The 21,904-nt window shown below is 60.2% G+C and carries 19 protein-coding genes and 1 pseudogene; 15 read left to right on the top strand and 5 right to left on the bottom strand.

Features of this window, described 5'->3' with window-relative positions; all coding sequences use genetic code 11:
• The first annotated feature begins 14 nt into the window (after positions 1–14).
• From BLU24_RS16590 to BLU24_RS16535, 12 genes are all read left to right on the top strand, one after another.
• Positions 15–1,343: a D-arabinono-1,4-lactone oxidase gene (locus BLU24_RS16590; protein WP_172833338.1), complete on the top strand. Its 1,329-nt coding sequence runs from the start codon at positions 15–17 to the stop codon at positions 1,341–1,343.
• 74 nt (positions 1,344–1,417) lie between these two features.
• The gene (locus BLU24_RS16585) at positions 1,418–2,626 is read left to right on the top strand and encodes a DSD1 family PLP-dependent enzyme (RefSeq protein WP_172833337.1); all 1,209 of its coding nucleotides are present in this window, start codon (positions 1,418–1,420) and stop codon (positions 2,624–2,626) included.
• A 1,106-nt stretch (positions 2,627–3,732) separates the two neighbouring features.
• Complete coding sequence (locus BLU24_RS16580; protein ID WP_090283170.1) at positions 3,733–4,344, top strand: transposase; 612 nt, start codon at positions 3,733–3,735, stop codon at positions 4,342–4,344.
• A 59-nt stretch (positions 4,345–4,403) separates the two neighbouring features.
• Positions 4,404–6,002 carry a ShlB/FhaC/HecB family hemolysin secretion/activation protein gene (locus BLU24_RS16575; protein WP_093101878.1) on the top strand — a complete coding sequence of 533 codons (1,599 nt, stop codon included), beginning with the start codon at positions 4,404–4,406 and terminating at the stop codon, positions 6,000–6,002.
• A gap of 15 nt (positions 6,003–6,017) precedes the next feature.
• Positions 6,018–7,817, top strand: a complete 1,800-nt coding sequence (locus BLU24_RS16570; protein ID WP_093101877.1) for a DUF2341 domain-containing protein — start codon at positions 6,018–6,020, stop codon at positions 7,815–7,817.
• Between the two features lie 11 nt (positions 7,818–7,828).
• A complete protein-coding gene (locus BLU24_RS16565) occupies positions 7,829–8,254 on the top strand; it encodes an ExbD/TolR family protein (RefSeq protein WP_007915482.1) in 426 nt (141 codons plus the stop codon).
• 3 nt (positions 8,255–8,257) lie between these two features.
• A complete protein-coding gene (locus BLU24_RS16560) occupies positions 8,258–8,962 on the top strand; it encodes an energy transducer TonB family protein (protein WP_090283173.1) in 705 nt (234 codons plus the stop codon).
• Positions 8,963–9,016: 54 nt separating this feature from the next.
• Positions 9,017–10,714, top strand: coding sequence for a putative porin (locus BLU24_RS16555; RefSeq protein ID WP_093101876.1), 1,698 nt, complete (start codon positions 9,017–9,019; stop codon positions 10,712–10,714).
• Positions 10,715–10,731: 17 nt separating this feature from the next.
• Entirely contained in the window at positions 10,732–11,361 is a 630-nt protein-coding gene (locus BLU24_RS16550; protein ID WP_093101875.1) for a DNA repair protein, read from the top strand.
• Positions 11,362–11,378: 17 nt separating this feature from the next.
• Positions 11,379–11,849 (top strand): YbjN domain-containing protein, encoded by a 471-nt coding sequence (locus tag BLU24_RS16545; RefSeq protein WP_093101874.1) that lies wholly within the window; start codon positions 11,379–11,381, stop codon positions 11,847–11,849.
• A complete protein-coding gene (locus BLU24_RS16540) occupies positions 11,846–12,793 on the top strand; it encodes a peptidylprolyl isomerase (RefSeq protein WP_093101873.1) in 948 nt (315 codons plus the stop codon). Before BLU24_RS16545 ends, BLU24_RS16540 begins: the two co-directional genes overlap by 4 nt.
• 186 nt (positions 12,794–12,979) lie before the next feature.
• Positions 12,980–13,957, top strand: a complete 978-nt coding sequence (locus BLU24_RS16535) for a LysR family transcriptional regulator (protein ID WP_093101872.1) — start codon at positions 12,980–12,982, stop codon at positions 13,955–13,957.
• Between the two features lie 108 nt (positions 13,958–14,065).
• Here the strand turns inward: BLU24_RS16535 and BLU24_RS16530 are convergent, their stop codons facing one another.
• Both BLU24_RS16530 and BLU24_RS16525 read right to left on the bottom strand, forming a co-directional pair.
• Positions 14,066–15,664 carry a hypothetical protein gene (locus BLU24_RS16530; protein WP_093101871.1) on the bottom strand — a complete coding sequence of 533 codons (1,599 nt, stop codon included), beginning with the start codon at positions 15,662–15,664 and terminating at the stop codon, positions 14,066–14,068.
• Between the two features lie 196 nt (positions 15,665–15,860).
• A pseudogene (locus tag BLU24_RS16525) lies at positions 15,861–16,211 on the bottom strand (DUF6124 family protein); the annotation flags it as partial.
• Positions 16,212–16,600: 389 nt separating this feature from the next.
• Here BLU24_RS16525 and BLU24_RS16520 point away from each other — a divergent pair.
• Positions 16,601–17,119: a GNAT family N-acetyltransferase gene (locus tag BLU24_RS16520; protein ID WP_093101870.1), complete on the top strand. Its 519-nt coding sequence runs from the start codon at positions 16,601–16,603 to the stop codon at positions 17,117–17,119.
• 1 nt (position 17,120) lies between these two features.
• Here BLU24_RS16520 and BLU24_RS16515 read toward each other — a convergent pair whose 3' ends face one another.
• A complete protein-coding gene (locus tag BLU24_RS16515; protein ID WP_093101869.1) occupies positions 17,121–17,813 on the bottom strand; it encodes an aspartate/glutamate racemase family protein in 693 nt (230 codons plus the stop codon).
• Between the two features lie 199 nt (positions 17,814–18,012).
• Here BLU24_RS16515 and BLU24_RS16510 point away from each other — a divergent pair, with 199 nt between their 5' ends.
• On the top strand, positions 18,013–18,504 hold the full coding sequence (locus BLU24_RS16510) for a hypothetical protein (protein WP_093101868.1): 492 nt from the start codon (positions 18,013–18,015) through the stop codon (positions 18,502–18,504).
• Positions 18,505–18,694: 190 nt separating this feature from the next.
• Here BLU24_RS16510 and BLU24_RS16505 read toward each other — a convergent pair whose 3' ends face one another.
• Positions 18,695–18,913, bottom strand: coding sequence for a CcoQ/FixQ family Cbb3-type cytochrome c oxidase assembly chaperone (locus tag BLU24_RS16505; protein ID WP_093101867.1), 219 nt, complete (start codon positions 18,911–18,913; stop codon positions 18,695–18,697).
• 10 nt (positions 18,914–18,923) lie between these two features.
• On the bottom strand, positions 18,924–20,351 hold the full coding sequence (ccoN, locus tag BLU24_RS16500; RefSeq protein ID WP_093106759.1) for a cytochrome-c oxidase, cbb3-type subunit I: 1,428 nt from the start codon (positions 20,349–20,351) through the stop codon (positions 18,924–18,926).
• Positions 20,352–20,779: 428 nt separating this feature from the next.
• On the opposite strand from ccoN, the gene BLU24_RS16495 reads away from it, so the two are divergent.
• The gene (locus BLU24_RS16495; protein ID WP_093101866.1) at positions 20,780–21,751 is read left to right on the top strand and encodes a hypothetical protein; all 972 of its coding nucleotides are present in this window, start codon (positions 20,780–20,782) and stop codon (positions 21,749–21,751) included.
• Positions 21,752–21,904: the final 153 nt, after the last annotated feature.

Raw genomic sequence — 21,904 nt, 5'->3', positions numbered from 1 at the left:
GTGCGTTCAGCGCACTGGCGAGCCACCCGGCGCTGGGCCAGTTGCTGCGCGCGCCACGCCTGATTCCCTGGCGCAACTGGTCAGGCGCGCAGAGTTGCCTGCCGGCGGCGCGGCTGGCGCCGAAGAATCTTGATGAGCTGACAAGCGCCATTCAGCAGGCACCCGGCAGGATTCGCCCGGTCGGCTCGGCGCATTCGTTCAGTGCGCTGATACCCACCGACGGCACGCTGTTGTCGCTGAGTTATTTCAGCGGCTTGCTCGACCACGACGGGAAAACCCTGCAAGCCGAGTTTGGTGCCGGCACGCCCATGTCGCGCATGGGCGTGCCGCTGAGAGACATCGGCCAGGCGTTGCCCAACATGGCCGATATCGATTACCAGACCCTCGCTGGCGCCATCGCCACCTCGACTCACGGCACCGGGAAAACCTTTCAGTCCTGTTCGGCACAGGTCTGCGCGATGCAACTGGTCACGGCCAGTGGCGAGGTGCTGGACTGCGACCGTCAGCGCCATGCCGAGGTGTTCAGCGCGGCGCGGGTCTCGCTCGGCGTGCTCGGTGTGGCGACGAGGATTCGCCTGCAAAACCGCCCGGCCTATCGCCTGCGCGAACATCAGTGGATCGCCAGAACCGAAGAGCTGCTCGAAGACCTTGACAAGAACACTCGCGAAAACCAGCACTGGGAAATGCTCGTCGTCACCCATTCCGACTACGCCCTGTCTATTGCCCTCAACGAAACCAACGACCCGCCTACGCCACCGATCAGCCCGGAAGAAGAGGGCGGCAATGAGTTCGTCAACCTGATCGAGAAACTCGACAAGTACGCGAGCGATTTCCCCGACCTGCGCCGCACGCTGCTCAACAGCCTGCGCCATCTGGCGAGTTTCGAGGATCGTGTCGGCGATTCGTTCGATATCTACGCCAACGTGCGCACGGTGCGTTTCAACGAAATGGAGTACTCGGTGCCCGCCGAACACGGCCCGGCCTGCCTGCGCGAAATTCTCAAGCTGATCGAGGACAAGGACCTGCGCACCTGGTTTCCCATCGAGTACCGCTACGTCAAGGCCGACGACATTGCATTGAGCATGTTCGAGGGCCGCGACAGCTGCTCGATCTCGGTTCATCAGCACTATCAGATGGATCATCACAACTTCTTCGCGGCGATCGAGCCGATCTTCTGGAAGTACAACGGCCGCCCGCACTGGGGCAAGTTGCACTCGCTCAACGCGCGAACCCTGCAACCGCTGTATCCGCGCTGGCGCGAGTTTGTCGAAGTGCGTCAGGCGCTGGACCCGCACGGGCGTTTTCTCAATGCGCATCTGGCGTCGATACTGGGAGTGAGCTGATGGCGGTCAATCGACGTAATTTTCTCCTCGGCACTTTGGGCGTCGGCGCTTTGTTGGTGGGCGTCGGTGCGTGCTTGCGGCCGGGCGACCGAGGCGGGCCGTACAGTGATTATTTTCGGGCGCTGAACAAGGCGCTGAAAGAGCACGGGCCGATGCGTCCGGTACTGTTGATCGATCTCGATCGGCTTGATCACAACATCGATGTGGTGGTGCAGTCGGTCAGGCGTGGCGGCAAGCAGTTGCGGCTGGTGGAGAAGTCGCTGCCGGCGCCGGGGCTGTTGAAGTACATAGCGCAACGCGCCAGGACGCCGCGGTTGATGTCGTTTCATCAGCCATTTCTCAATCACGATGCAGTGGCGTTTCCCGAGTCCGATATCTTGCTCGGCAAGCCGCTGCCTGTGCGTTCGGCTGAGCTGTTTTACCGCGCGCACAAAGGCGCGTTCGATCCGGTTCGGCAGTTGCAATGGCTGCTCGATGGGCCGCAGCGGTTAGAACAATATCTGGCCTTGGCGCAGGGTTTGCGTACGCAGATGCGCGTGAACATTGAGCTGGATGTCGGTCTGCATCGTGGCGGGGTCAGTGATGCGCAGGCGCTGGGGAGGATGCTGACGCTGATCAGTGCCCACCCGCAGCACCTGGAATTTGCCGGGTTCATGGGCTACGACCCGTTTGTGGGCATGGGCGTGCCGGGGATTCTCGGTTCGCCTGAAGAGTTGTTCGCCAGGGTCATGGTGATTTATCAGCGTTATGTCGATTTTACCCGGCAGCAGTTTCCGGGTTTGTGGCGGGAGGGTTTGTGCCTGAACACGGCGGGCAGTCCGAGTTATCGCATGCATGAACACGAGACGCTGTGCAGTGAGGTCTCGGTGGGGACGGCGATGCTCAAGCCGACCCACTATGATTTGCCCTCGCTGAGCGAGCATGTGCCGGCGGCGTATATCGCTACGCCGGTGTTGAAGAGTACCGGCGCGGTGAATATTCCGGCGCTGGATGGCAAGTCGAGGCTGTTTTCGTGGTGGGACCCCAATCAGCGGCAGACTTTCTTCGTTTATGGGGGGAACTGGATGGCGGAGTTTGAATCGCCCATGGGGTTGCAGAGTAATGGGGTGTATGGGCGTAGTTCGAATCAGGAGATGGTCAATGGGTCGCCTGCTGTGGGCCTTGGAGTTGAGGATCAGGTGTTTTTGCGTCCTGCTCAAACGGAGTCTGTGCTGTTGCAATTTGGCGATTTGCTGGCTGTGCGGGATGGCAGGATTGTCGATAGCTGGCCTGTTTATACCTGATGTACTCGATCAAAACTGTGGGAGCCAGCCTGCTGGCGATGGCTTTTCTCTCAGGCGCTTCTTGATTGGGTATGGGTACATATCCGTTGCTGCGGTAACGGCGGCTTAGGGTTCCGCCCTTACGGCGGGTCACCTTTTTCAAACGCCAAAAAGGTAACCCAAAACGCTTGCTCCTGCGTTCGGCCCTCGCAGGCTCGGGTCCCTTCGCTGCGGGATCGATCCGGGCGCAGCGGCTACGGTTTGCTGCGCTGCACCTACTTCCGCTGTGTACGACTTCGTCGTACGGTCGCTGCGCTCCCACGCCCGGATCGATCCCTCCGCTCAGCCTTCCGATGTCGCCGGTGACGCAAGATCAAAAGCACTCGAGCTTGCGCTCATTGTTGAGTGGTTAGAAGCGGGCGGTTGGCTTTGGATTTGTGGTGGATTCGCCCCTCACCCCAGCCCTCTCCCCGAGGAGAGGGAGCCGATCTGCTTTGGCTTTGAAAATCGCGTACGACTCGGTATCCCAGGTCGGCGTAGCACTCGCATCCACCTCACCCTAGCCCTCTCCCTCCGGGAGAGGGCTAGGGTGAGGGGCTTTTGATTTCCAAAATTCGCGTTCGACTCGGTATTGCATGTCGGCGTACGCCTTGCAATCACCACGGTCAGTTACCTCTCCCTCCGGGAGAGGGCTAGGGTGAGGGGCTTTTGATTTCCAAAATTCGCGTTCGACTCGGTATTGCATGTCGGCGTACGCCTTGCAATCACCACGGTCAGTTCCCTCTCCCTCTTGGAGAGGGCTAGGGTGAGGGGCTTTTGATTTCCAAAAGTCGCGTTCGACTTGGTATTTCAGGTCGGCGTAAATCTCGCATCCACCGCGGTCAGTTCCCTCTCTCCACGGGCGGTCCGACGTTTCGGGAGGGCTAGGGTGAGGGGCTTTAGTTTTCTGGCTTCTCCCACATTGGTTTTCATACACCTGAAATCCCTGCCAGCCCATCTCCTGTAATGAAGCTTTTATGACAAAAGTTCGGTAGCACATAGCCAGTCCGGTCATGCCTATGTAACGCGCTTGAGGGGCCCTTCGGGGTGCACTTTGCAAGCCGAGGCGGGACGCCGGGAGTGAGGCAATGGGGACTATGGAACGCTATTCGAAAGTGGGCATGCAGGAGCTCGATCAACGCTTGTCGAAGATCGTCGAGGCTGCGCGCAAGAAGCCGGTGTCGGTGTATCGCTACGGCGCGCCGTGGGTCTGGATTGTTTCGCAGGATGACTGGCAGGGCGCTTTGAAAGAGGTGTCGAGTTACATTCCGCCGGGGCATTCGCTGGTTTTGCTGCGCCCGCAGATCGACGATTTGCTCGATGCCCACCGCGAACTCCTGCACGACCTCAACGCCGAGCCGGGCATGCTGATTCCGGCGCAAACGGTGATGCACATCCTGCTTTTGCAACTGCTGTATTCGGTGCCCAGCGAACAGCAGCTCTACGAACAGCTCAATTACAACCTGCTGTTCCGCTGGTTCGTCGGCCTCGGTCTGAACCAGAAAGTCTGGAGCTTCAGCGCCCTCAGTCGCGACATCGCCACGCTGCTCAACGAGCCGCGCGCGGTGCTGCTCATTCAGAAAATCATCGGCGAAGTGTTCTGCGGTGCGTTGCTGCAAATGCCCGAGTTCTCCTTGAACTTCGCGCTGTTGCACACCTGGCTGGGCAAACACGCCTGCGCCCCGCACGTCGGCAACTAACAGCGGCAACACACCGGGCGCTGTAGCGCCAACAGGTCATCGCGAATTCAGGGGGTAGTGTGGAACCGATTTTCAAGTCACGGCTGGCGCTGTGCGGCTGGCTGCTGGTGACGGCGGGCGTGCAGCCGGCGCTGGCCGAAGAGGGCGCTGCACACGCCGCAGCGCCGCGTCTGGTCGACGTCAACGAATACTTCGTACGTGGCAATACCGTGCTCGATGCGCGGGCGATCGAGGAAGCGGTGTATCCGTTTCTCGGCCCGCAAAAAGCCCTCAGCGATATCGAAGGTGCGCGCGACGCGTTGCAGAAGGCTTATCAGGAGCGCGGTTATCAGTCGGTGTTCGTCGAGCTGCCGGAGCAAGCCGTGGCTGACGGCATCGTCTATCTGCAAGTCAGCGAAACCAAGGTTGGCCGCGTGCGTGTGGTCGGCGCCAGGCACTATTCGCCACTGGACATTCGCGACAACGTGCCGGCGTTGAAGGAAGGCGAGGTGCCGGACTTCGCCAAAGTCCAAGGCGAACTGGCGCAGCTCAACAAGACCCCGGGGCGCCAAGTGATGCCGCTGGTGCGCGAAGGTCAGCGCCCCGGCACCATGGACGTCGATTTGCAGGTGGAGGACCAGAACCCGTGGACCGCCAGCGTCGGCCTCAACAACGATTACAGCGCCGACACCGAAAAGCTGCGCACCGTCACCAGCCTCGGTTACAACAACCTCTGGCAACTCGGCCACAGCGTCAACCTGACCTTCTTCACCGCACCGCAGGAAACCGACAACGCCAAGGTCTGGTCGGGCTCCTACACTGCACCGCTGACCGAACGCTGGAGCGTGCAGTTCTCTGGTTACCAGTCCGACAGCAACGTCGCGACCATCGGTGGCAGCAACGTGCTTGGCAAGGGCCACAGCTACGGCGTGTCGGCGATTTATACACTGCCGTCGAGCGGCAACTGGTCGAACTCGCTATCCGCGGGCATCGACTTCAAGGACTTCGACGAACGCCTGACCCTGTCCGGCGAGAGCGACAAAGTCCCGCTGCAATACGCGCCATTCACCTTTGCCTACAACGGCTATCGCTACAGAGACAAAAGCCAGCTCGGCCTCGGTTTGAGTCTGGTCGCGGCCACGCGCAGCATTTTTGGCTACGGCAGTTCCGACGAAGATTTCGACTACAAACGCTACCGCGCCAAACCGAGCTTCGCCGTGCTCAAGGGCGACACCAGTTACACCTGGACCTTCGACAGCGATTGGCAGAGCGCGACCAAAGCGGCGTTCCAACTGGCCTCGGGTCCACTGGTTTCCAACGAACAATTCTCCGCCGGCGGCGCGACTTCGGTGCGCGGCTATCTGGCTGCCGAACGCACCGCGGATGACGGTTACCTGCTCAGTCAGGAACTGCGCACACCGTCGCTGGCGAAGTTCGCCGGCACCTGGATGCAGGACTGGCGCTTCTACGCCTTCGCCGAAGGCGCACAACTCTATCTGCGCGACGAACTGCCGGATCAGGACGCCAACTACGCCCTGGCCAGTGTCGGCCTCGGCACCCGCGCCAGCCTCAGTAAATGGCTGTCCGGCAGCCTCGACTGGGGCTACCCGCTACTCGAAGGGCCGAACACCTCGAAACAGGAATCGCGCCTGCACTTCAACCTTCAGGCCACTTTCTAACCAGGAGCACTTTTCATGCAGCGCCTCATTCTTTCCCTGTTGATCTGCCTGGGCTTCGTGCTCCCGGCCACGGCTCAGGCCTGGTGGCAGGACGACTGGCATTACCGCAAACAGATCGCCGTCGACACCACGCCGCAGGGCGCGGCGATCAATCAGGCGCTCGGTCGCACGGCGCTGCTGGTGCGTTTGCACACCGGCAACTTCACCTTCGACGGGGTGAAAGAGGACGGCTCGGACCTGCGCTTTGTCGCCGCCGATGACAAAACCGTGCTCAACCATCAGATCGAAAGCTTCGACGCGCTGATGGGCATGGCGCTGATCTGGGTCGACGTGCCGAACGTCGAGGGCGGGCAGCGTCAGGACATCTGGATGTATTACGGCAATCAGAAGGCGCCGGCGACCGGCAACGGCCAACTGACCTTCGACCCGAATTACACCGCGCTCTACCATTTCGACGGTGCCACCGGCACCCCCGCCAAAGACACCACCGCCTACGGCAACACCGCGCAGAGCGCGACTGGTGCGGCGATTGATGGCGTGGTCGGGCGTGCCTTGCAGTTCAGCGGTCAGCCGTTGCTGCTGCCGGCCAGCCCTTCGCTGCAGCACAACGCTGGCAGTGCGTTCACTTTCAGCGCCTGGCTGCGTCTGGATCAGGCCAGTGGCGAGCAACTGATTCTGGCTCGCCGCGAAGGCACGCAAAGCCTGCTGATCGGTGTTAGCCAAGGTCTGCCGTTCGTGGAAATTGACGGCCAACGCGCCGCTGCCACCCAGGCGCTGACGCCCGCGCAATGGCAACACGTCGCGCTGACCGCCGAAGGTTCGAAAGTCACCCTGTACATCAACGGTCGCGAGAGCGCTGCGTTGGCCCAGGCGATGCCGGCGTTCAACTCGGTCATGGCCATCGGTGCCGATCTGCACGAAGGGCCGTTCCAGCCGTTTGTGGGCGCTATTGATGAGCTGCGCCTGTCGAAGGTCGCCCGTCCGGCCGCGCTGCTGTTGGCCGATGCCACCTCGCAGGGTGCCGAGTCGAAGCTGGTGGCTTACGGCGTCGATGAAGAACAGTCCGGTTTCGGTTTCGGCAGCCTCGGTTTCCTGCTCAATGCGGTGCCGGTGGACGCCTGGGTGATCATTGCCGTGCTGGTGCTGATGATGTTCCAGTCGTGGATCATCATGCTGCGCAAGAACCGCACCCTCAGCCGTGTCACCGCGGCCAACGAAGACTTCCGCACGCATTTCGCCAAGGTCGGCACGCGCCTGGAGATGTTCGCCGACGACGCGCAACTCGCTCAGCGCCTGCAACATTCGTCGCTGTGGCGCCTGTATCTGGTGGCGGTCAAAGAGATCCGCACCCGTCGCGAGCAGGGCGCCGATACCTCGTCGGTTTCGGCAGCGACCATCGAAGCCATCCGCTGCTCGATGGACGGTGTGCGCACCCGTGAAAACCAGCAACTGAGTTCGAAACTCTCGACCCTGTCCAACGCCATCGCTGGCGGCCCGTACATCGGCCTGCTCGGCACAGTGCTGGGGATCATGGTGGTGTTCCTCGGCACGGCGATGGCCGGTGACGTCAACATCAATGCGATCGCACCGGGTATGGCCGCCGCCTTGCTCGCCACCGCCATGGGCCTGTTCGTCGCGATCCCGGCGCTGTTTGGCTACAACCGCTTGATCACCCGCAACAAGGAAGTCAGCGCCGACATGCGCGTGTTCGTCGACGAATTCATCACCCGTCTGGCGGAGATGCATGGCGAGAGCCAGTTCAGTGAATCCACGCATGCGCGCGGCCATCACGCCAACCATTCCGTACCGGCCTGAGGAGCACTGACATGGCGTCCGTAAATGCCTCCCACGACGATGACGAAGATGCCGCAGTGGACAGCATCAACATCACGCCGCTGGTCGACGTGCTGATGGTGGTGCTGGTGATGTTCATCCTCACCGCCACCGCGCAGGTCTCCGGGATCCAGATCAACCTGCCCAAGGCCAGCGCCTCGGTGTCGCTGTCGGAAGCCAAGACCAAGGCGATTTCGGTGAATGACGGCGGTCAGGTGTTTCTCGATGCCTACCCGGTGACCCTCGCCGAACTGGAAGAGCGCCTGCGCATAGAGAAAGCGCAGAGCCCGGATTTCCCGGTGATCGTGCGCGGCGATGCGACGGTGCAGTACCAGAAAGTCATCGAGGTGCTGGATCTGTTGCGCCGGCTCGAACTGTCCCAGGTCGGTCTCGTCACCGGCAAACCGAGTCAGGGCTGAGTCATGACTGCACAACTTCCGATCGAGCCCTTGCCGGTGAAGAAGTCGCCGCTGCGTTATGCGAAGTGGGGCGCCGGTCTGCTCATCGCTGCTTTGGCTGCATGGTTCCTCTGGCAGTGGGCCAACGACATGGCCGGCGTGCGCCGCGAAGCGCCGAAGGTGCCGACGATCATTCCGTTGCCGCCACCGCCACCTCCGCCGCCGGAAAAACCGCCGGAGCCGGAAACCCCGGTGGAAGAAAAAGTCGTCGAGCCCGAGCCAACGCCTGAGCCGCAAGAGGTCAAGCCCGAGGAAGAAGCGCCGCCATCGCCGGCGGACGATCTGGCCAACCCGATGCAAATGGACGGCGATGCGCAAAGCGGCAGCGACGCCTTCAACATCGGCGCGGGCAAGGGCGGCGGCATGGCCGGGGCCGGCGGCGGACGTTTGGGCACCGGCACGTACAGCCAGTTCCTCGCGTTCACCTTCCAGCGCTTGCTGCGCGAAAACCCGGAACTGCGCAACCTCGCGTTCTCGTTGCAGGCGGATGTGTGGCTGAGCAGCGTCGGCGAGATCACCCGCGTCGAGCTGATCAAGTCCAGCGGCAACCCGCAAATCGATACCCAGGTGCTGGCCGCGCTGCGTGGCGCGCCGGCCCTTAGCGAACGGCCTCCGGCCTCGATCACTTTGCCCGTGCGCCTGTCCCTGCAAGGGCGGCGTCCGGGTTAACCCAGCCTGTTTATTGCCAGGCCTTCGAGCTTGGCCAAAAGGAGTTGTGTGCAGATGATTTCCAATGTGAATCGATTGTCCCTGGCGGTCGGCATGGTCGTTGCGACCCTGGTCGGTCAGGCCGTGGCCGCGCCGGCACCGTCGGAGAACGCCACGATCAATCTGATCCGCTTGCTGGTCGAGCAGGGCATTCTCAAACAGGACAAGGCCGATGCTTTGATCGCTCAGGCGCAGAACGAGGCCGTCCAGGCCAGGCAGGCCGCCGCGACCACGGCGGTTGCGGCCGGACCGGTCGCCGCACCGGGCGATGTCCGTGTGCAATACGTGCCGGCGGCGGTGCGTGACCAGATCCGCGATCAGGTCAAAGCCGAGGTCATGGCCACCGCGAAACAGGAAAACTGGGCGGCGCCCAACAGCTTCCCGGAATGGGCTGCGCGCATCAGCTTCGACGGCGACATTCGTCTGCGCAACGAATCGCGCTACTACTCGGACAGCAACAGCAACGAGATCGTCGACTTCGCCAAGCTCAACAACAACGGCCCGTATGACGTCAATCCCAACAGCAGCACCAGCCTGCCGCCGCTGCTCAATACCCGCGAAGACCGCACCAACCAGTTCCGCATTCGCGCACGGCTGGGCATGAAAGCCGAGATCTCGCCGCAGTGGACCGCCGGCATTCGCATCGGCACCGGCTCGGACAACAACCCGGTCTCGACCACGCAAAACCTCGGCGGCGGTTTCGCCAAGAAAGACATCTGGCTTGATCAGGGTTATTTGAACTGGAAGCCGAGCGATGAGCTGACCCTGACCGGCGGGCGCTTTGCCAACCCGTTCATGTCCACCGACATGCTCTATTCCAATGACCTGAATTTCGATGGCGTCGCAGCGCTGTTCGATCACAAGCTCAACCGCGACTGGGGCGTGTTCGGCACCGTCGGCGCGTTCCCGGTCGACTACACCAACGACACCGCCAGCAGCAACGGCTTCGACAAGGAAGAGAGCGACAACAAGTGGCTGTACGGCGCGCAGATCGGCGCCAAATGGGCGATCAACAGCAACAACCGCTTGAAGGGCGCATTGGCCTACTACCGCTTCGACGATATCGAAGGCCAGCGCTCGGCGCCTTGCGAACCGTGGGCCGGCGCCCCTGGCTGTGACAGCGATGGCAGCCGCGCGGCGTTCATGCAGAAGGGCAACAGCGTGTTCCTGCTGCGCGACATTACGCCGAACCCGCTCAACCCGACGACCACGCCGCAACCGCAATTTGTCGGCCTCGCCTCGGAATTCAATCTGCTCGATCTCAATATGGTTTGGGATGCCGACCTGCCGGAAGATTTCAAACTGCGCAGCCAGGGCAACTACATCCAAAACCTCGCCTACAACGAAGGCGACATGCGCAGGCGTTCGGCGGGGCAGATCGTCAACAACCTCGACAGCAACGGCGACCTCGAAAGCGGCGCCAACGCGTGGATGGTGCAGTTCACCCTCGGCAGTGCGCTGGACCTGAAAAAGCAGGGCGACTGGAACATGTTCGCTGGCTACAAATACATCCAGCCGGATGCCTTGCCGGACGGCTTCAACGACTCGTCGTTCCACCTCGGCGGGACCAACGCCAAGGGCTATTTCCTCGGCGGCAATTACGGTCTGGCGAAGAACGTTTACGCCACCGGTCGCTGGATGAGCACCGAGGCGGTGTACGGCGCGCCGTACGACATCGACGTCTTGCAGCTTGAGATCAACACGCGCTTCTAAAGCGCCGGGAGAGGCTTATGAAATCGCGATTCGTGTTGCTCGGGTTCGGTCTGTTGATCGCCACTGGTGCGAATGCCGAAGGCATGGAAGAACGCCTGCGTACGCAGTTGCGCAGCACCACTCAGCAGCTTCAGGCTCTGCAAAGTCAGCAGGCCCAGGCCAGCGCCGCGCAACTGGCAGCGCAGAACGAAGCCAAGGCGGCGCAGGCGCAGATCAAGCAGCTGACGGCGCAACTGGCCAAGGCCCAAGGCATTGCCGAGCAGCTCGCCGGCCAGCAACAGAGCCTGCATAGCCAGGCGCAGGCGCAAGTGGCGGCCAGCGTCGAGCAGACCGGCAAGTTCAAGAAAGCCTATGACGACTTGTTGGTCATGGCCCGTGGCAAAGAGGCGGAACGCGCCAGGCTTGAAGCGCAATTGAGCGAGCGTGACACACAAGTGCAGCAATGTTCAGCCAAGAATCAACAGATGTACGGCGTCGCCAAGCAGATCCTCACGGCCTACGAAAACATCGACGTCGCCGAGGTGATGAAAATCCGCCAGCCCTTCGCCGGTAGCGCTCGGGTCAAGTTCGATGAATTGGCTCAAGGCTTCGGTGACGACCTTTACAAAACTCAATTCGATGCGCCGCAAGCCGCGCGCGCCCACTGACAGGCAAGGAAGAAGCAATGACTCAACTCATCAGCCATGTATCGCCACAATCTCTGACCGAGGTGCTGCAAGCCGCCGGTTACCGCGTCAACCAGACCGAGCAGAACGGCATCGTGCAGTTGCTCAGCGCCAGCCAGGGCATCGGCTACGCGGTGCGGTTCGGCAACCCGGCGGCGGAGCAGGGCAGCTACGTCGACTTCACCTTCAGCTGTGCGCTGCGTGTGCAAGGCGAGTTGCCGCCGGGTGTGGCCGAGCAGTGGAACGCCACCCGGCGCTTCGCGCGGTTGTCGTTGCAGGGCGAGTTTCTGGTGATGGAAATGGACGTGGTGCTGGCCGCTGGCGTGAGCCACGATCATCTGCGCGGCAATCTCGAATTGTGGGATCGACTGTTGCAGGAATTCATCGTCTACCTGCGTGATTTCAGTCAAGCCGCGCAGGCATCGACCGGCAAAACTGCAGTCGCCGAGCAAGAGGAAGTCGCGCTGTGAAAAAGCCTGCCGTGGTGATCAGCGCCGCTGCGGTGGCGCTGTTGGTGGTGGCCGTGGCGCTGGTGCTGCGGCCGGGCTCTGATCCGGTTGCCGCCCAGCAATCGTCGCCTGTCGCGGCGGTTGCTGCGGGGCCTGCGGTGGCGCGGTTGGGTAATCAGCAGGTTTCGCCAGACGAGTTACAGGCGTTGCTGGCGACCGTTGCGCCCGAAGCTCGGGAAAAGCTGCGCGGCAACCGTGAGGCGCTGGAACGCTGGATTCGCACGCGTCTGGCCGAAAAAGCGGTGCTGGAACAGGCTGACGCGCAGGGTTGGGCGCAGCGCCCGGAGATCGTACGGCAGACCAGGGCGGCGACTGAGCAGATTGTCTTCCGCGATTATCTGCGCTCGGTGAGTCAGGTGCCGGCGGACTATCCGAGTGCGGCTGAAATTCAGCAGGCGTACGAGGCGGGCAAGGCCAATTGGCAGACGCCGGCGCTGTATCGGGTCAGTCAGATTTTTCTCGGCGTGAGTGATGCATCAGCGTTGGAAACCGTGCGCAAACAGGCGCTTGAACTGAGCAAAAAAGCGCAGGCCACACCAGCGGAATTTGCCGCACTGGCGACGCAGTATTCGCAGGATCGCGTCACGGCGGAGCGGGGCGGTGATAGTGGGCTGCAACCGTTGCAGCAACTGGTTCCGGAGGTGCGTGGCGCCGTCGCCCGGCTCAAGGTCGGCGCCGTGTCTGATCCTGTGCAAAGCGCCGCCGGGTTCCATGTGATCAAACTCATCGAACAGCAACCGGCCCGCACCGCGACGCTGGACGAACTGCGCGATCAACTGACCCAGGCCCTGCGTGCACAGCGCCAGGAACAGATCGCCCAGGCGTATCTGGACGGCATGCTCAACACCGCCACGCTGAGCATCGACGGCGCCGAGCTCAACAAAGTCCTGGAGGAAAAACACTGATTTCACCTTCACTGAGTAACCTGTGGGAGCTGGCTTGCCAGCGATGGCGGCTTATCAGTCACCCATGATGTTGGATCTGCTGGCCTCATCGCTGGCAAGCCAGCTCCCACAGGATCTCCACTGGGTTCAGAAATAGTTAAAAGTGCTGGAAGCCACCAAAATACAAAGATCGACAGGGAGTCATCAATGTCATTCACCGAACCCGCAGGACGCGCCGGCACCAGCGATTACCGCTCGCCTGAACACAAACAGGAAACCTGGCTCAGCCACGCCGCCGCCATCGACAGCGAAGTCGCGCAGTACTTCCTTGTCAGCGCCCGTTGCGGCTGTTTCATGCAAGCGGCGCGGAGTCTCAATGTGCGCTCGACGCTGCTGCGCAAACAACTCGCGCAACTCGAACAGCAATTGCAGCACAGTCTGTTCAGCTTTCAGGGCAGCGCCTTGAGCCTGACCCGCGAAGGCCAGCAACTTCAGGCTCGACTGATCACCCTGGCCTTTGAGCGCAAATTGCCGGTGATCGAACAGCCGCTGATTCGTCTCGCGGTGGCCGAATCGATCCTGCACGACATTCTCGGCCGCGACCTGATCGCGCTGCTGCGGCGCAACGCCAGTGTGCGTCTGGAGATCATTGCGCTGGACAGCGAATTGTCATTGCGTGCGGTCAGTGCCGACATTGTTCTCTGGCTCGCCCACGGCTCAACCCCGCATCCTGGCCCGACCTTTGCCACGAGCGAACCGCAGCGGCTGGCCTGTCTGGATTACCTGCCGCACATCGCCAAACGCTATTCCCGCGTGACCGCGCGCCCGGAAACGCCGGACGATCTTGCCGATTTCATGTTGGTGCAGTGGCAGCACGATCGGCAGATCGACAGCTTTCGTCCGTGGAATGAACTGGTCGAGCAGCGCCTGGCGGGGGTGGTGCAGATGCAGTCGTATGAATTGATGCTGGAGATGATCCGTTGCAGTGCGTGCATCGGCTTGCTGCCCATGTACATGAGTCGCTATGACCGTGGGCTGGTGGCGCTGCCGGGGCTGTTTGACCAGCCGATGCAGCTGAATGCCTTGCTGGCGGTGAACAGTGAGTCGCAGGAGGTTGGGGAGGTGCAGAGCTTGGTGGAGTTGATTCTGCGCACGTTCAATGAGCGACGGGAGTGGTTTAAATAGCAGCGTAAAAAACGGACGGACTTAGTGAATTAAATAAATCCGTCCTCTTAAATAGTCCCTTAAATATCGCTTCACATGAAATCGACAAGTTTCTTTGGGTCGTCGACGTTACATCCATTTTATTCGATCAATCCACGATCCTGAGTCGACTTCATTCGAAGCATCCCATTCGAAAGATCCAATGAATCTCCCAGCGGGGGCGTAGTAGTAAAGGAGGGTCAGTCCTGCATCTGAATTTGGGATAACACTTTCCGAAAGCAGCAATCCATTAGTGTCGTAAAATCTAATCCTATTTCCTGAACCGGAGTTGTGTAGGTGATATAGCTCGACGTATGTGGATTTTTGATAGTTCCAGCTGAATCTAATCCTGCAGTTGTAATAGATTAATAGAGATATTTTTCCTAGTCCGGGAAGTACCTCTGTTGCAGCTAGATTGCAAAATCCACCATTCGTGGCTGCTCTAAGCACTGTAACGATCAATCCACTACGTAGTGAAATCGGTATTCCATTTGGGAGATTTGTTCCTGCTGCCTCTCGCTCCCAGTCTTCAAAGCCTTGAGGAAATCCAGTCCCCACAACTTGAGCTTCGGCGGTTTTGGAAACTCCGATGACTTTGTCTGCCCTGTTCTGTTCGAACTTTACCCTGACCTGACTGTTGGCAACCACCTTCACATTGGGAATTGACCAGGAAAACTGCCCCGGAACATTGCCGATCGGCAAAGTCTCGTCATGGGTGGCGACCATGGCGCCGTTTAGCCACGCTTCGAACGTCAGATGAATTTGATCCGTCGCCTGCCATATCGAGGGGATCAGGTGAACCAGCGCCCACAACGGCCCGCCATTCATCTTGCCCAGATCGACTTCCTTCGGATTGTCACCGTTTTCTCCAAGGACCTCCTGAAGGATGGCCTCGAGCAGTTCTACCCGATCCATATGCACATTAACCACGCAGTCCTTGGACCAGAATTCCTGCGGGTTGAATACTCCGTTCGATGACGTACCGGAAAAGTCGGCTATCTGACTGATGACGTTGTACTTGAATATGAACTGTGGGTCGTTGGGGGCATGGGCGAAATCCGCAGTTTTGAAGGTCAAGACCACTGGTTTGGTTTCGGGGTTGGGGTCCTGCGCAGTTGGCACCAGCAGATGGGTGAGGGTTTTACCGCCATAGTTGATGGTCAACAGGTCATACAGTTGCTTGCCCGGATAATCCATTGTCACGATCACGCCCGCTGCTGCCTCGGCCGGGCCGATACTCTTTGGAGTGACATCAATGTTCAGCAATGAATTTCCAGGATTCGGGTCCGTGTCATTGCCGGCAGGGTCGACTAGGGAATGCAACACGAACAGCTCTGACGAACCCTCATTGCTCGACTGGCGCTGGAGGCTGACTTTCAGATTGTTTACTCCGTCTGACAGCAACCCCAATGGAATGCGAAACTCAAGCTGTGAGGTCATATCTTTGGTGACCTCGGCCGGGATCGGCGCAGGTAAGCCATTGAGGTAAATCCGTCCGGTCTCATTGGGCACCTGACCCTCATAAGGCCCGAACAACACCAACAGTCCCTTCGAGTCCGCGTAATAGTTGAGCCGGGAGAGCCCGACTTGGGCGACCGGGTGAATGATCGGGTAGGTCTGGCGTGGAATATAGGGCGGTGTCAGTGCGAGGGCGACGATGGGGCCGCCGTTGGATGCGGGATTGTTCATGGCACGCAATTCCTTGGTAATTGATGTGCCATGAAAACCCTGTGCGATTCATTTCGTCTACTGTCAGATCTGACAGGTGAGGCTGGTTTTAAGACGGACGGTCATCAAACGGAGTCGTCCATACACTTCCCGCAGATAGAAAACGGCCCGCAAAGGGCCGTTTCGGTTCCATCACGTAGGCGCGCGTCTCAGCCGCGACCTCCAGATTATCCAGCGCCCGATTCACCGCCAGTTCACCCAACATGATCATTTGCGCAGTGCCCAGCAGCACATGCCGATGCGAGCCCTCCGCCAACCCGGCGAAGTCGGTGGCCATGGTTTTGGCCGAGGTCAGGGTTTCGCAGGCGTCGGCCAGCAGTTCTTCGCCGTCGATGCCGGGGGCGATGAGGTAGCGGGTGTCGGATTTGAGCAGCGCTTTTCTGGGGAGCAGCGGATTGAGGTAGTGATCGAGGGCGCGTTCGACGGCTTCGTGGAATTTATTGGAATCTAAGGTTTCGTAGGGCGAGGTCGGGTCGGTTTCAGGCGGGTTTGGCGTTGGTTTGATCATGGTGAAGCTCCTTGAGAAATGGAGCCGTCATCCACCGCTGCTAATCGAATGGGGTGGCGGCTGTACGCGGGTTAGCAGACCAGGCTCAAGGATCCCGGTGCGCCGAAGTGCCCCACGCAAGCCGCCATAAAAACAGAAATGGCGAAACCAGCGTGCCTTGAGAATTGCCGAGCTGCTAAACCCGATCACTGATTCATCAGCGACCTGGAAACGATAAAGCCGGCCCTCAAGGCGCACAAGCCGGCGGATTCTGGCGGATGCGTAGCCAAATGGCGCAAGCCGTTGTGGCTTGCCAGACGTTTCGGTCAACGGCTTTAAACAGTCGTGGCGAATCAATGAAGACGCGGTTTACAGTGACCGGCCACGCACTAATCCAGGAGGGATCTTTCATGCCTGAGCACAACCCCGCCATTCACCTTGAGCGTTTCAGCGAATCCCACGTCGAAGGCGTTACCGCGCTTTACAACGACCCGGCCGTGACCCGGCAGGTGTTGCAAATGCCGTTTCAGTCTGCCGAGATCTGGCGCCAGCGGCTGATGCCCGAAAACGAACGGATGGTGAAGCTGGTGGCGCTGCATCAAGGTGCGGTGATCGCGCATCTCGGGCTGGAGGCTTTTTCGCGGATTCGCCGTAGCCATGCCGGCAGTGTCGGCATGGCCGTTTCGGTGGCGTGGCAGGGCAAGGGTGTCGGTTCGAAGCTGTTGGCGGCGGCGCTGGACGTGGCCGATAACTGGATGAACCTGCACCGCGTCGAACTGACGGTGTACGCCGATAACGAAGCGGCCATCGGTCTCTACCGCAAGTTCGGCTTCGAAACCGAAGGCCTGTTTCGTGATTACGCGGTGCGCGACGGGCAGTGGGTCGATACGCTGAGCATGGCCCGTCTGCGCGGCGCATCGAAAACCTGACTTAATCGTTCAGCGCGAACGCCACCGCCGCCCGAGCATGCAGTTCCGTGGTGTCGAGCAGGGGCAGGGCGCTGTGTTCGGGTTTGATCAGCAGGCCGATTTCGGTGCAGCCAAGGATGATTGCCTGCGCGCCGTGTGCGGTCAGCGATTCGATCACTCGCTGATAGATTTGTCGCGATTGATCGCTGATCACGCCGACGCAGAGTTCGTCGTAGATAATCCGGTGCACGTCCTTGCGCTCGGCTTCGTCCGGCACCAATACCGTTAACCCCTGCGCGATCAGACGTTGCTTGAGGAAATCCTGTTCCATGGTAAACGCCGTGCCGAGCAGGCCAACGCTACGCGCCTCAATCGACAGTGCCGCCTGGGCTGCCGGTTCGGCGATGTGCAGAAACGGAATATGGATCGCTGCCTGAATCTGCTCGGCGACCTTGTGCATGGTGTTGGTACACAGCACCACGCAATCGGCGCCACCCGCCTGGAGCCGGCGCGCGGCATCGACCAGGATGGCCGCGGCATCATCCCAGCGTCCGGCGTGCTGGGCCTGTTCGACGGGGCCGAAGTCGACGCTGTACATGAGCAATTGCGCCGAGCGCAAAGGGCCGAGGCGATCGCGGACCTGTTGATTGATGAGGCGATAGTATTCGGCGCTGGATTCCCAGCTCATGCCGCCGATCAGGCCGATGGTGCGCATTGGATGTCCTCGGGCAGTGAGGTGTGTCGAGAGTTCGGGTCTGGCTGGAGTGTCCTTTTGTTTGCGGGCCGAAGCCAGCGCCGACTGACTGTACCGCTGACTTTCCATGCAAGTGTTACGCTCGCTGCAGCTTTAACGTACGCCGAGGCTTCGATCTGCCACTATCGAGGTTCGCAGGTCCTTTCCGAGGAACACCGCTATGGACGATGTACAGCAACTGGGCGAGATGCTCCGTCATTACGCCGACAGTGAAGCGCACAAAAAGCAACTGTTCGAGACGCAATCGGCGGCGTGGGCCACGCGCATTACCGCGCTGTTTGGTGATATCCAGCAATGGCTGGAGCCGGTGCAGGCGCCGAATCTGCTGGAGGTGAATCGCGAGGCCTACGTCGCATTCGGGCCGAGCGTGCCGGTGGAGACGTCGACGTTCAAGACGGAAAAGTTGAGCATCGTGATTGCCGGGAAACCGGTGGAGTTCGTGCCGGATGTGATGGGCAGCGGCGGGCAGATTTCACTGGCGGTGATGGGGCTGACGGCCGCGCGTTACGGCAGCATTTCGCTGGTGGGACTGCCCAATGGCGAGTGGCAGTGGCGCAAGACCAACGGGTTGAAGGATCCGGATACGTTTGTGTTTGATGCGAATTTTCTTGCGCAGCAGTTGCAGGGTTTGATTCCGCGCGATCGCGTTTAAGATCAAGAGCTTACCCCCTCACCCCAACCCTCTCCCCCAGGGGGGCGAGGGGAAAGGGAGCCGATCGAGTGCTGTTCAAAGCCTGAGTTCAACTTGATATTTCAGGTCGGCGTAATACGAACAAACAACTCGGTCAATTCCCTCTCCCTCTGGGAGAGGGCTAGGGTGAGGGCAGTCCGGCTGACACACCTCACATATCGAGGTTGACCCACCCCGGCTTGACCTCTTCAGGCGCCACCGCCTTCACCGGTTTCCCGGTCGCCAGTTCCACCCGCCGCGCCACCTCCGGATCATCCGCAAACGGCACCATGCTCGCCTCATCCAGAGTGTCCGCCGTCTCCCGGCCCAAGCAGTACTCCACCGCCAGCCACAGAAACACTACGCCCGTCACATCGAAGAACATTTCCATCACTGGCACCTCAAGCAACCTGCGCTTCACGCTGCGCCAGTGCGACATCCGCCACCCGCACCGTGCGCCAGACGTTGTAGGCCATCAGCAACATGCCGCTGAGGAAAAACACCCCGCCAGCGAAGCGCACGATGAACCCCGGATGGCTGGCCTGCAGCGCTTCGACGAACGAATAGGTCAGCGTGCCGTCCTCGTTGATCGCTCGCCACATCAGGCCTTGAGTGATGCCGTTGACCCACATCGAGGCGATGTACAGCACCGTGCCGATGGTCGCGAGCCAGAAGTGCAGGTTGATCAATGCGGTGCTGTGCATCTGCGCCCGGCCGAAGATTTTCGGCACCATGTGGTAAGTCGCGCCGAAGGTGATCATCGCCACCCAGCCGAGCGCGCCGGCGTGGACATGGCCGATGGTCCAATCGGTGTAGTGGGAGAGGGCATTGACGGTCTTGATTGCCATCATCGGACCTTCAAACGTCGACATGCCGTAGAACGCCAGCGACAACACCAGAAAGCGCAGGATCGGGTCGGTGCGCAATTTATGCCAGGCGCCGGACAGGGTCATCATGCCGTTGATCATCCCGCCCCAGCTTGGCGCCAGCAGGATCAGCGACATGGCCATGCCCAGCGACTGTGCCCAGTCCGGCAGGGCGGTGTAGTGCAAATGATGCGGGCCGGCCCAGATGTACAGGGTGATCAACGCCCAGAAGTGCACGATCGACAAGCGATACGAATACACCGGCCGATTGACCTGTTTTGGCACGAAGTAATACATCATGCCGAGGAAGCCTGTGGTGAGGAAAAAGCCCACGGCGTTGTGCCCGTACCACCACTGCACCATGGCGTCGGTGGCGCCGGAATAGACCGGATAGGACTTGAACCAGTCGACCGGAATCGACAGGTGATTGACCACGTGCAGCATGGCGATCACCAGAATGAACGCACCGAAAAACCAGTTGCCGACATAGATATGTCTGGTCTTGCGTTGCACCACGGTGGTGAAAAAAACCACGGCGTACGCCACCCAGACCACGGCCATCCACACCGCGCCGGAGAATTCGATCTCGGCGTATTCCTTGGTGGTGGTGTAGCCCAGCGGCAAGGTGATCAGCATGATCACGATCACCGATTGCCAGCCCCAGAAAGTGAAAGCGGCAAGAGCGTCCGAGTACAGCCGCACCTGGCAGGTGCGCTGTACCGCGTAATAACTGGCGGCAAACTGCGCGCTGCCAGCGAAACCGAAAATCACCAGGCTGGTGTGCAACGGGCGCAAGCGGCCGAAGGTGGTCCATGGCAGGTCCAGATTCATCTCGGGCCAGACCAGTTGCGAGGCGATCCACACGCCCATCGCCATGCCCACCACACCCCAGAAAACCGTCGCGATGACGAATTGGCGCACGACCTTGTAGTTATAGGCCTGCCCGATTGTTGCTGTGCTCATGGTCAGTTCATCCACGGTTGCCAAGTCTCGCCAGGCCTCCTGGTCTGGCATGGGCTGCACTGTAGGAATTGCGCTGGGAACAAAACAGACTCAGCAATGGCTGGTTTGTGCGGATCAGACTCGGAGCAGGGCTGTGGCGGTTTGACGCGGGCTGATATGGTGTTTCTGTAGTTTCTGTTCCCTGCCACGGTCCATTGCAGGAGTGAGCCTGCTCGCGATAGCGCTGTACCCGTCAACACATCTGAACCTGATACACCGCTATCGCGAGCAGGCTCACTCCTGCAAGTCGAAACGCCGGGACCGGGGAAACCCTTAGTATCCTCAACGATTGGGCATTTTCCCTTGGGTCAGTGATGGCCTTTTGGTAGAGTCGCGCTCGCCAGCGGGTTTTCGGCTGGACGATGGAACCGAAGAAGGGAGTCTGATCAGTGAGTCCGGGCAAAAAAATCCTCGGTCTGACGGCGTTGCTTTTGCTGCTGACGCTGTGGGCCAGCTATGTATATCTGTTCAACGAAAACCGTGACGGCCAGCTCGGCGGTGTCGGCGAGAGCACCGCGTGGTGTGGCGTGCCACCGTCTACCGAAGCGGCGGCGCCGGGCAAGGATCAGCTGACCCTGCGCATCACCAACAACCTGCGCGGCGAGTTCATGCTCAGCGGTTCGCTGGTGGTCTCCGAACGCACTTTCAATCGCTATGATCTCAGCCGCAATGAACTGCGCCTGCGCCTCGAGCCGTTGCAGTGGACCTACGGCGCGACGCCGATCTTCCTCGAACAGGTCAAGGTGCAGCCGCTGAGCCGCAACTTGTCGGCGAGCAACAAAAGCGCCTACGCCGAACTCGAACCGCGCCCGATCGGCGTGCAGGGCCAGGCCACTGCGTTCCCTTTCGACACCTACCGCTACGGCTACAAACCGGTGCTGTATTACCTCAAGGGCAGCGAACGCATCGACCTGCGGTTCAAGAACATCACCACGCTGATGGAGATGTCCAATACCTTCACACCGATCCAGAAGTACAACCGCGTCGACTACATCAACGAGAACACCTCGATGATTCGTGACGAGGATTACAAACCCTACGGACCCCACGAATGCGCCTTCAGTGTCGAGCGCAAGGATTCGTTCAAGGTCGTGGTATTGATGCTGCTGCTGGTGCTGTGTCTGCCGCTGATGCTGGTGTTCTATCGCGACCTGCCGGGGATCGATTTCCTCGCGACGCTGATGGGCGTGGCGCTGGTGCGCGGGCTGCTGCTCGGGCCGGTGCAGGACTTCCGCCTGTACAACATCGACTTTCTGTTTGGCGCGGTGATCTTGCTGGTGGGGACGGTGTCGCTGATCAAGGCGATGCGGATCAATAGCCGGCGGGAGATAGCGATGCGTAGTGGTGAGACGTCCTGGTGATAATCGGGTTGAAGATCAAAAGCCCCTCACCCTAACCCTCTCCCGGAGGGAGAGGGGACTGACCGAGGTGTCTGGCGAGCTGCGCCGACCTTGAAAAATCCAGTCGATTATGGATTCACTACATTAGGTCAGGTAAATGCATCTCATGAATAT

It is taken from the genome of Pseudomonas sp. Z003-0.4C(8344-21), assembly GCF_900104975.1.
In the GTDB taxonomy this organism is placed as follows: domain Bacteria; phylum Pseudomonadota; class Gammaproteobacteria; order Pseudomonadales; family Pseudomonadaceae; genus Aquipseudomonas; species Aquipseudomonas granadensis.
This window is presented reverse-complemented; position numbering and strand designations above follow the sequence as displayed.

Excerpts from the sequence above, each read along its gene's own strand:
- BLU24_RS16515 (WP_093101869.1), bottom strand. The coding sequence starts at position 17,813 with ATGCGCACCATCGGCCTGATCGGCGGCATGAGCTGGGAATCCAGCGCC.
- ccoN (WP_093106759.1), bottom strand. The coding sequence starts at position 20,351 with ATGAGCACAGCAACAATCGGGCAGGCCTATAACTACAAGGTCGTGCGC.
- BLU24_RS16550 (WP_093101875.1), top strand. The coding sequence starts at position 10,732 with ATGAAATCGCGATTCGTGTTGCTCGGGTTCGGTCTGTTGATCGCCACT.
- BLU24_RS16530 (WP_093101871.1), bottom strand. The coding sequence starts at position 15,664 with ATGAACAATCCCGCATCCAACGGCGGCCCCATCGTCGCCCTCGCACTG.
- BLU24_RS16555 (WP_093101876.1), top strand. The coding sequence starts at position 9,017 with ATGATTTCCAATGTGAATCGATTGTCCCTGGCGGTCGGCATGGTCGTT.
- BLU24_RS16560 (WP_090283173.1), top strand. The coding sequence starts at position 8,258 with ATGACTGCACAACTTCCGATCGAGCCCTTGCCGGTGAAGAAGTCGCCG.
- BLU24_RS16535 (WP_093101872.1), top strand. The coding sequence starts at position 12,980 with ATGTCATTCACCGAACCCGCAGGACGCGCCGGCACCAGCGATTACCGC.
- BLU24_RS16565 (WP_007915482.1), top strand. The coding sequence starts at position 7,829 with ATGGCGTCCGTAAATGCCTCCCACGACGATGACGAAGATGCCGCAGTG.
- BLU24_RS16520 (WP_093101870.1), top strand. The coding sequence starts at position 16,601 with ATGCCTGAGCACAACCCCGCCATTCACCTTGAGCGTTTCAGCGAATCC.
- BLU24_RS16510 (WP_093101868.1), top strand. The coding sequence starts at position 18,013 with ATGGACGATGTACAGCAACTGGGCGAGATGCTCCGTCATTACGCCGAC.
- BLU24_RS16545 (WP_093101874.1), top strand. The coding sequence starts at position 11,379 with ATGACTCAACTCATCAGCCATGTATCGCCACAATCTCTGACCGAGGTG.
- BLU24_RS16580 (WP_090283170.1), top strand. The coding sequence starts at position 3,733 with ATGGGGACTATGGAACGCTATTCGAAAGTGGGCATGCAGGAGCTCGAT.
- BLU24_RS16570 (WP_093101877.1), top strand. The coding sequence starts at position 6,018 with ATGCAGCGCCTCATTCTTTCCCTGTTGATCTGCCTGGGCTTCGTGCTC.
- BLU24_RS16505 (WP_093101867.1), bottom strand. The coding sequence starts at position 18,913 with ATGGAAATGTTCTTCGATGTGACGGGCGTAGTGTTTCTGTGGCTGGCG.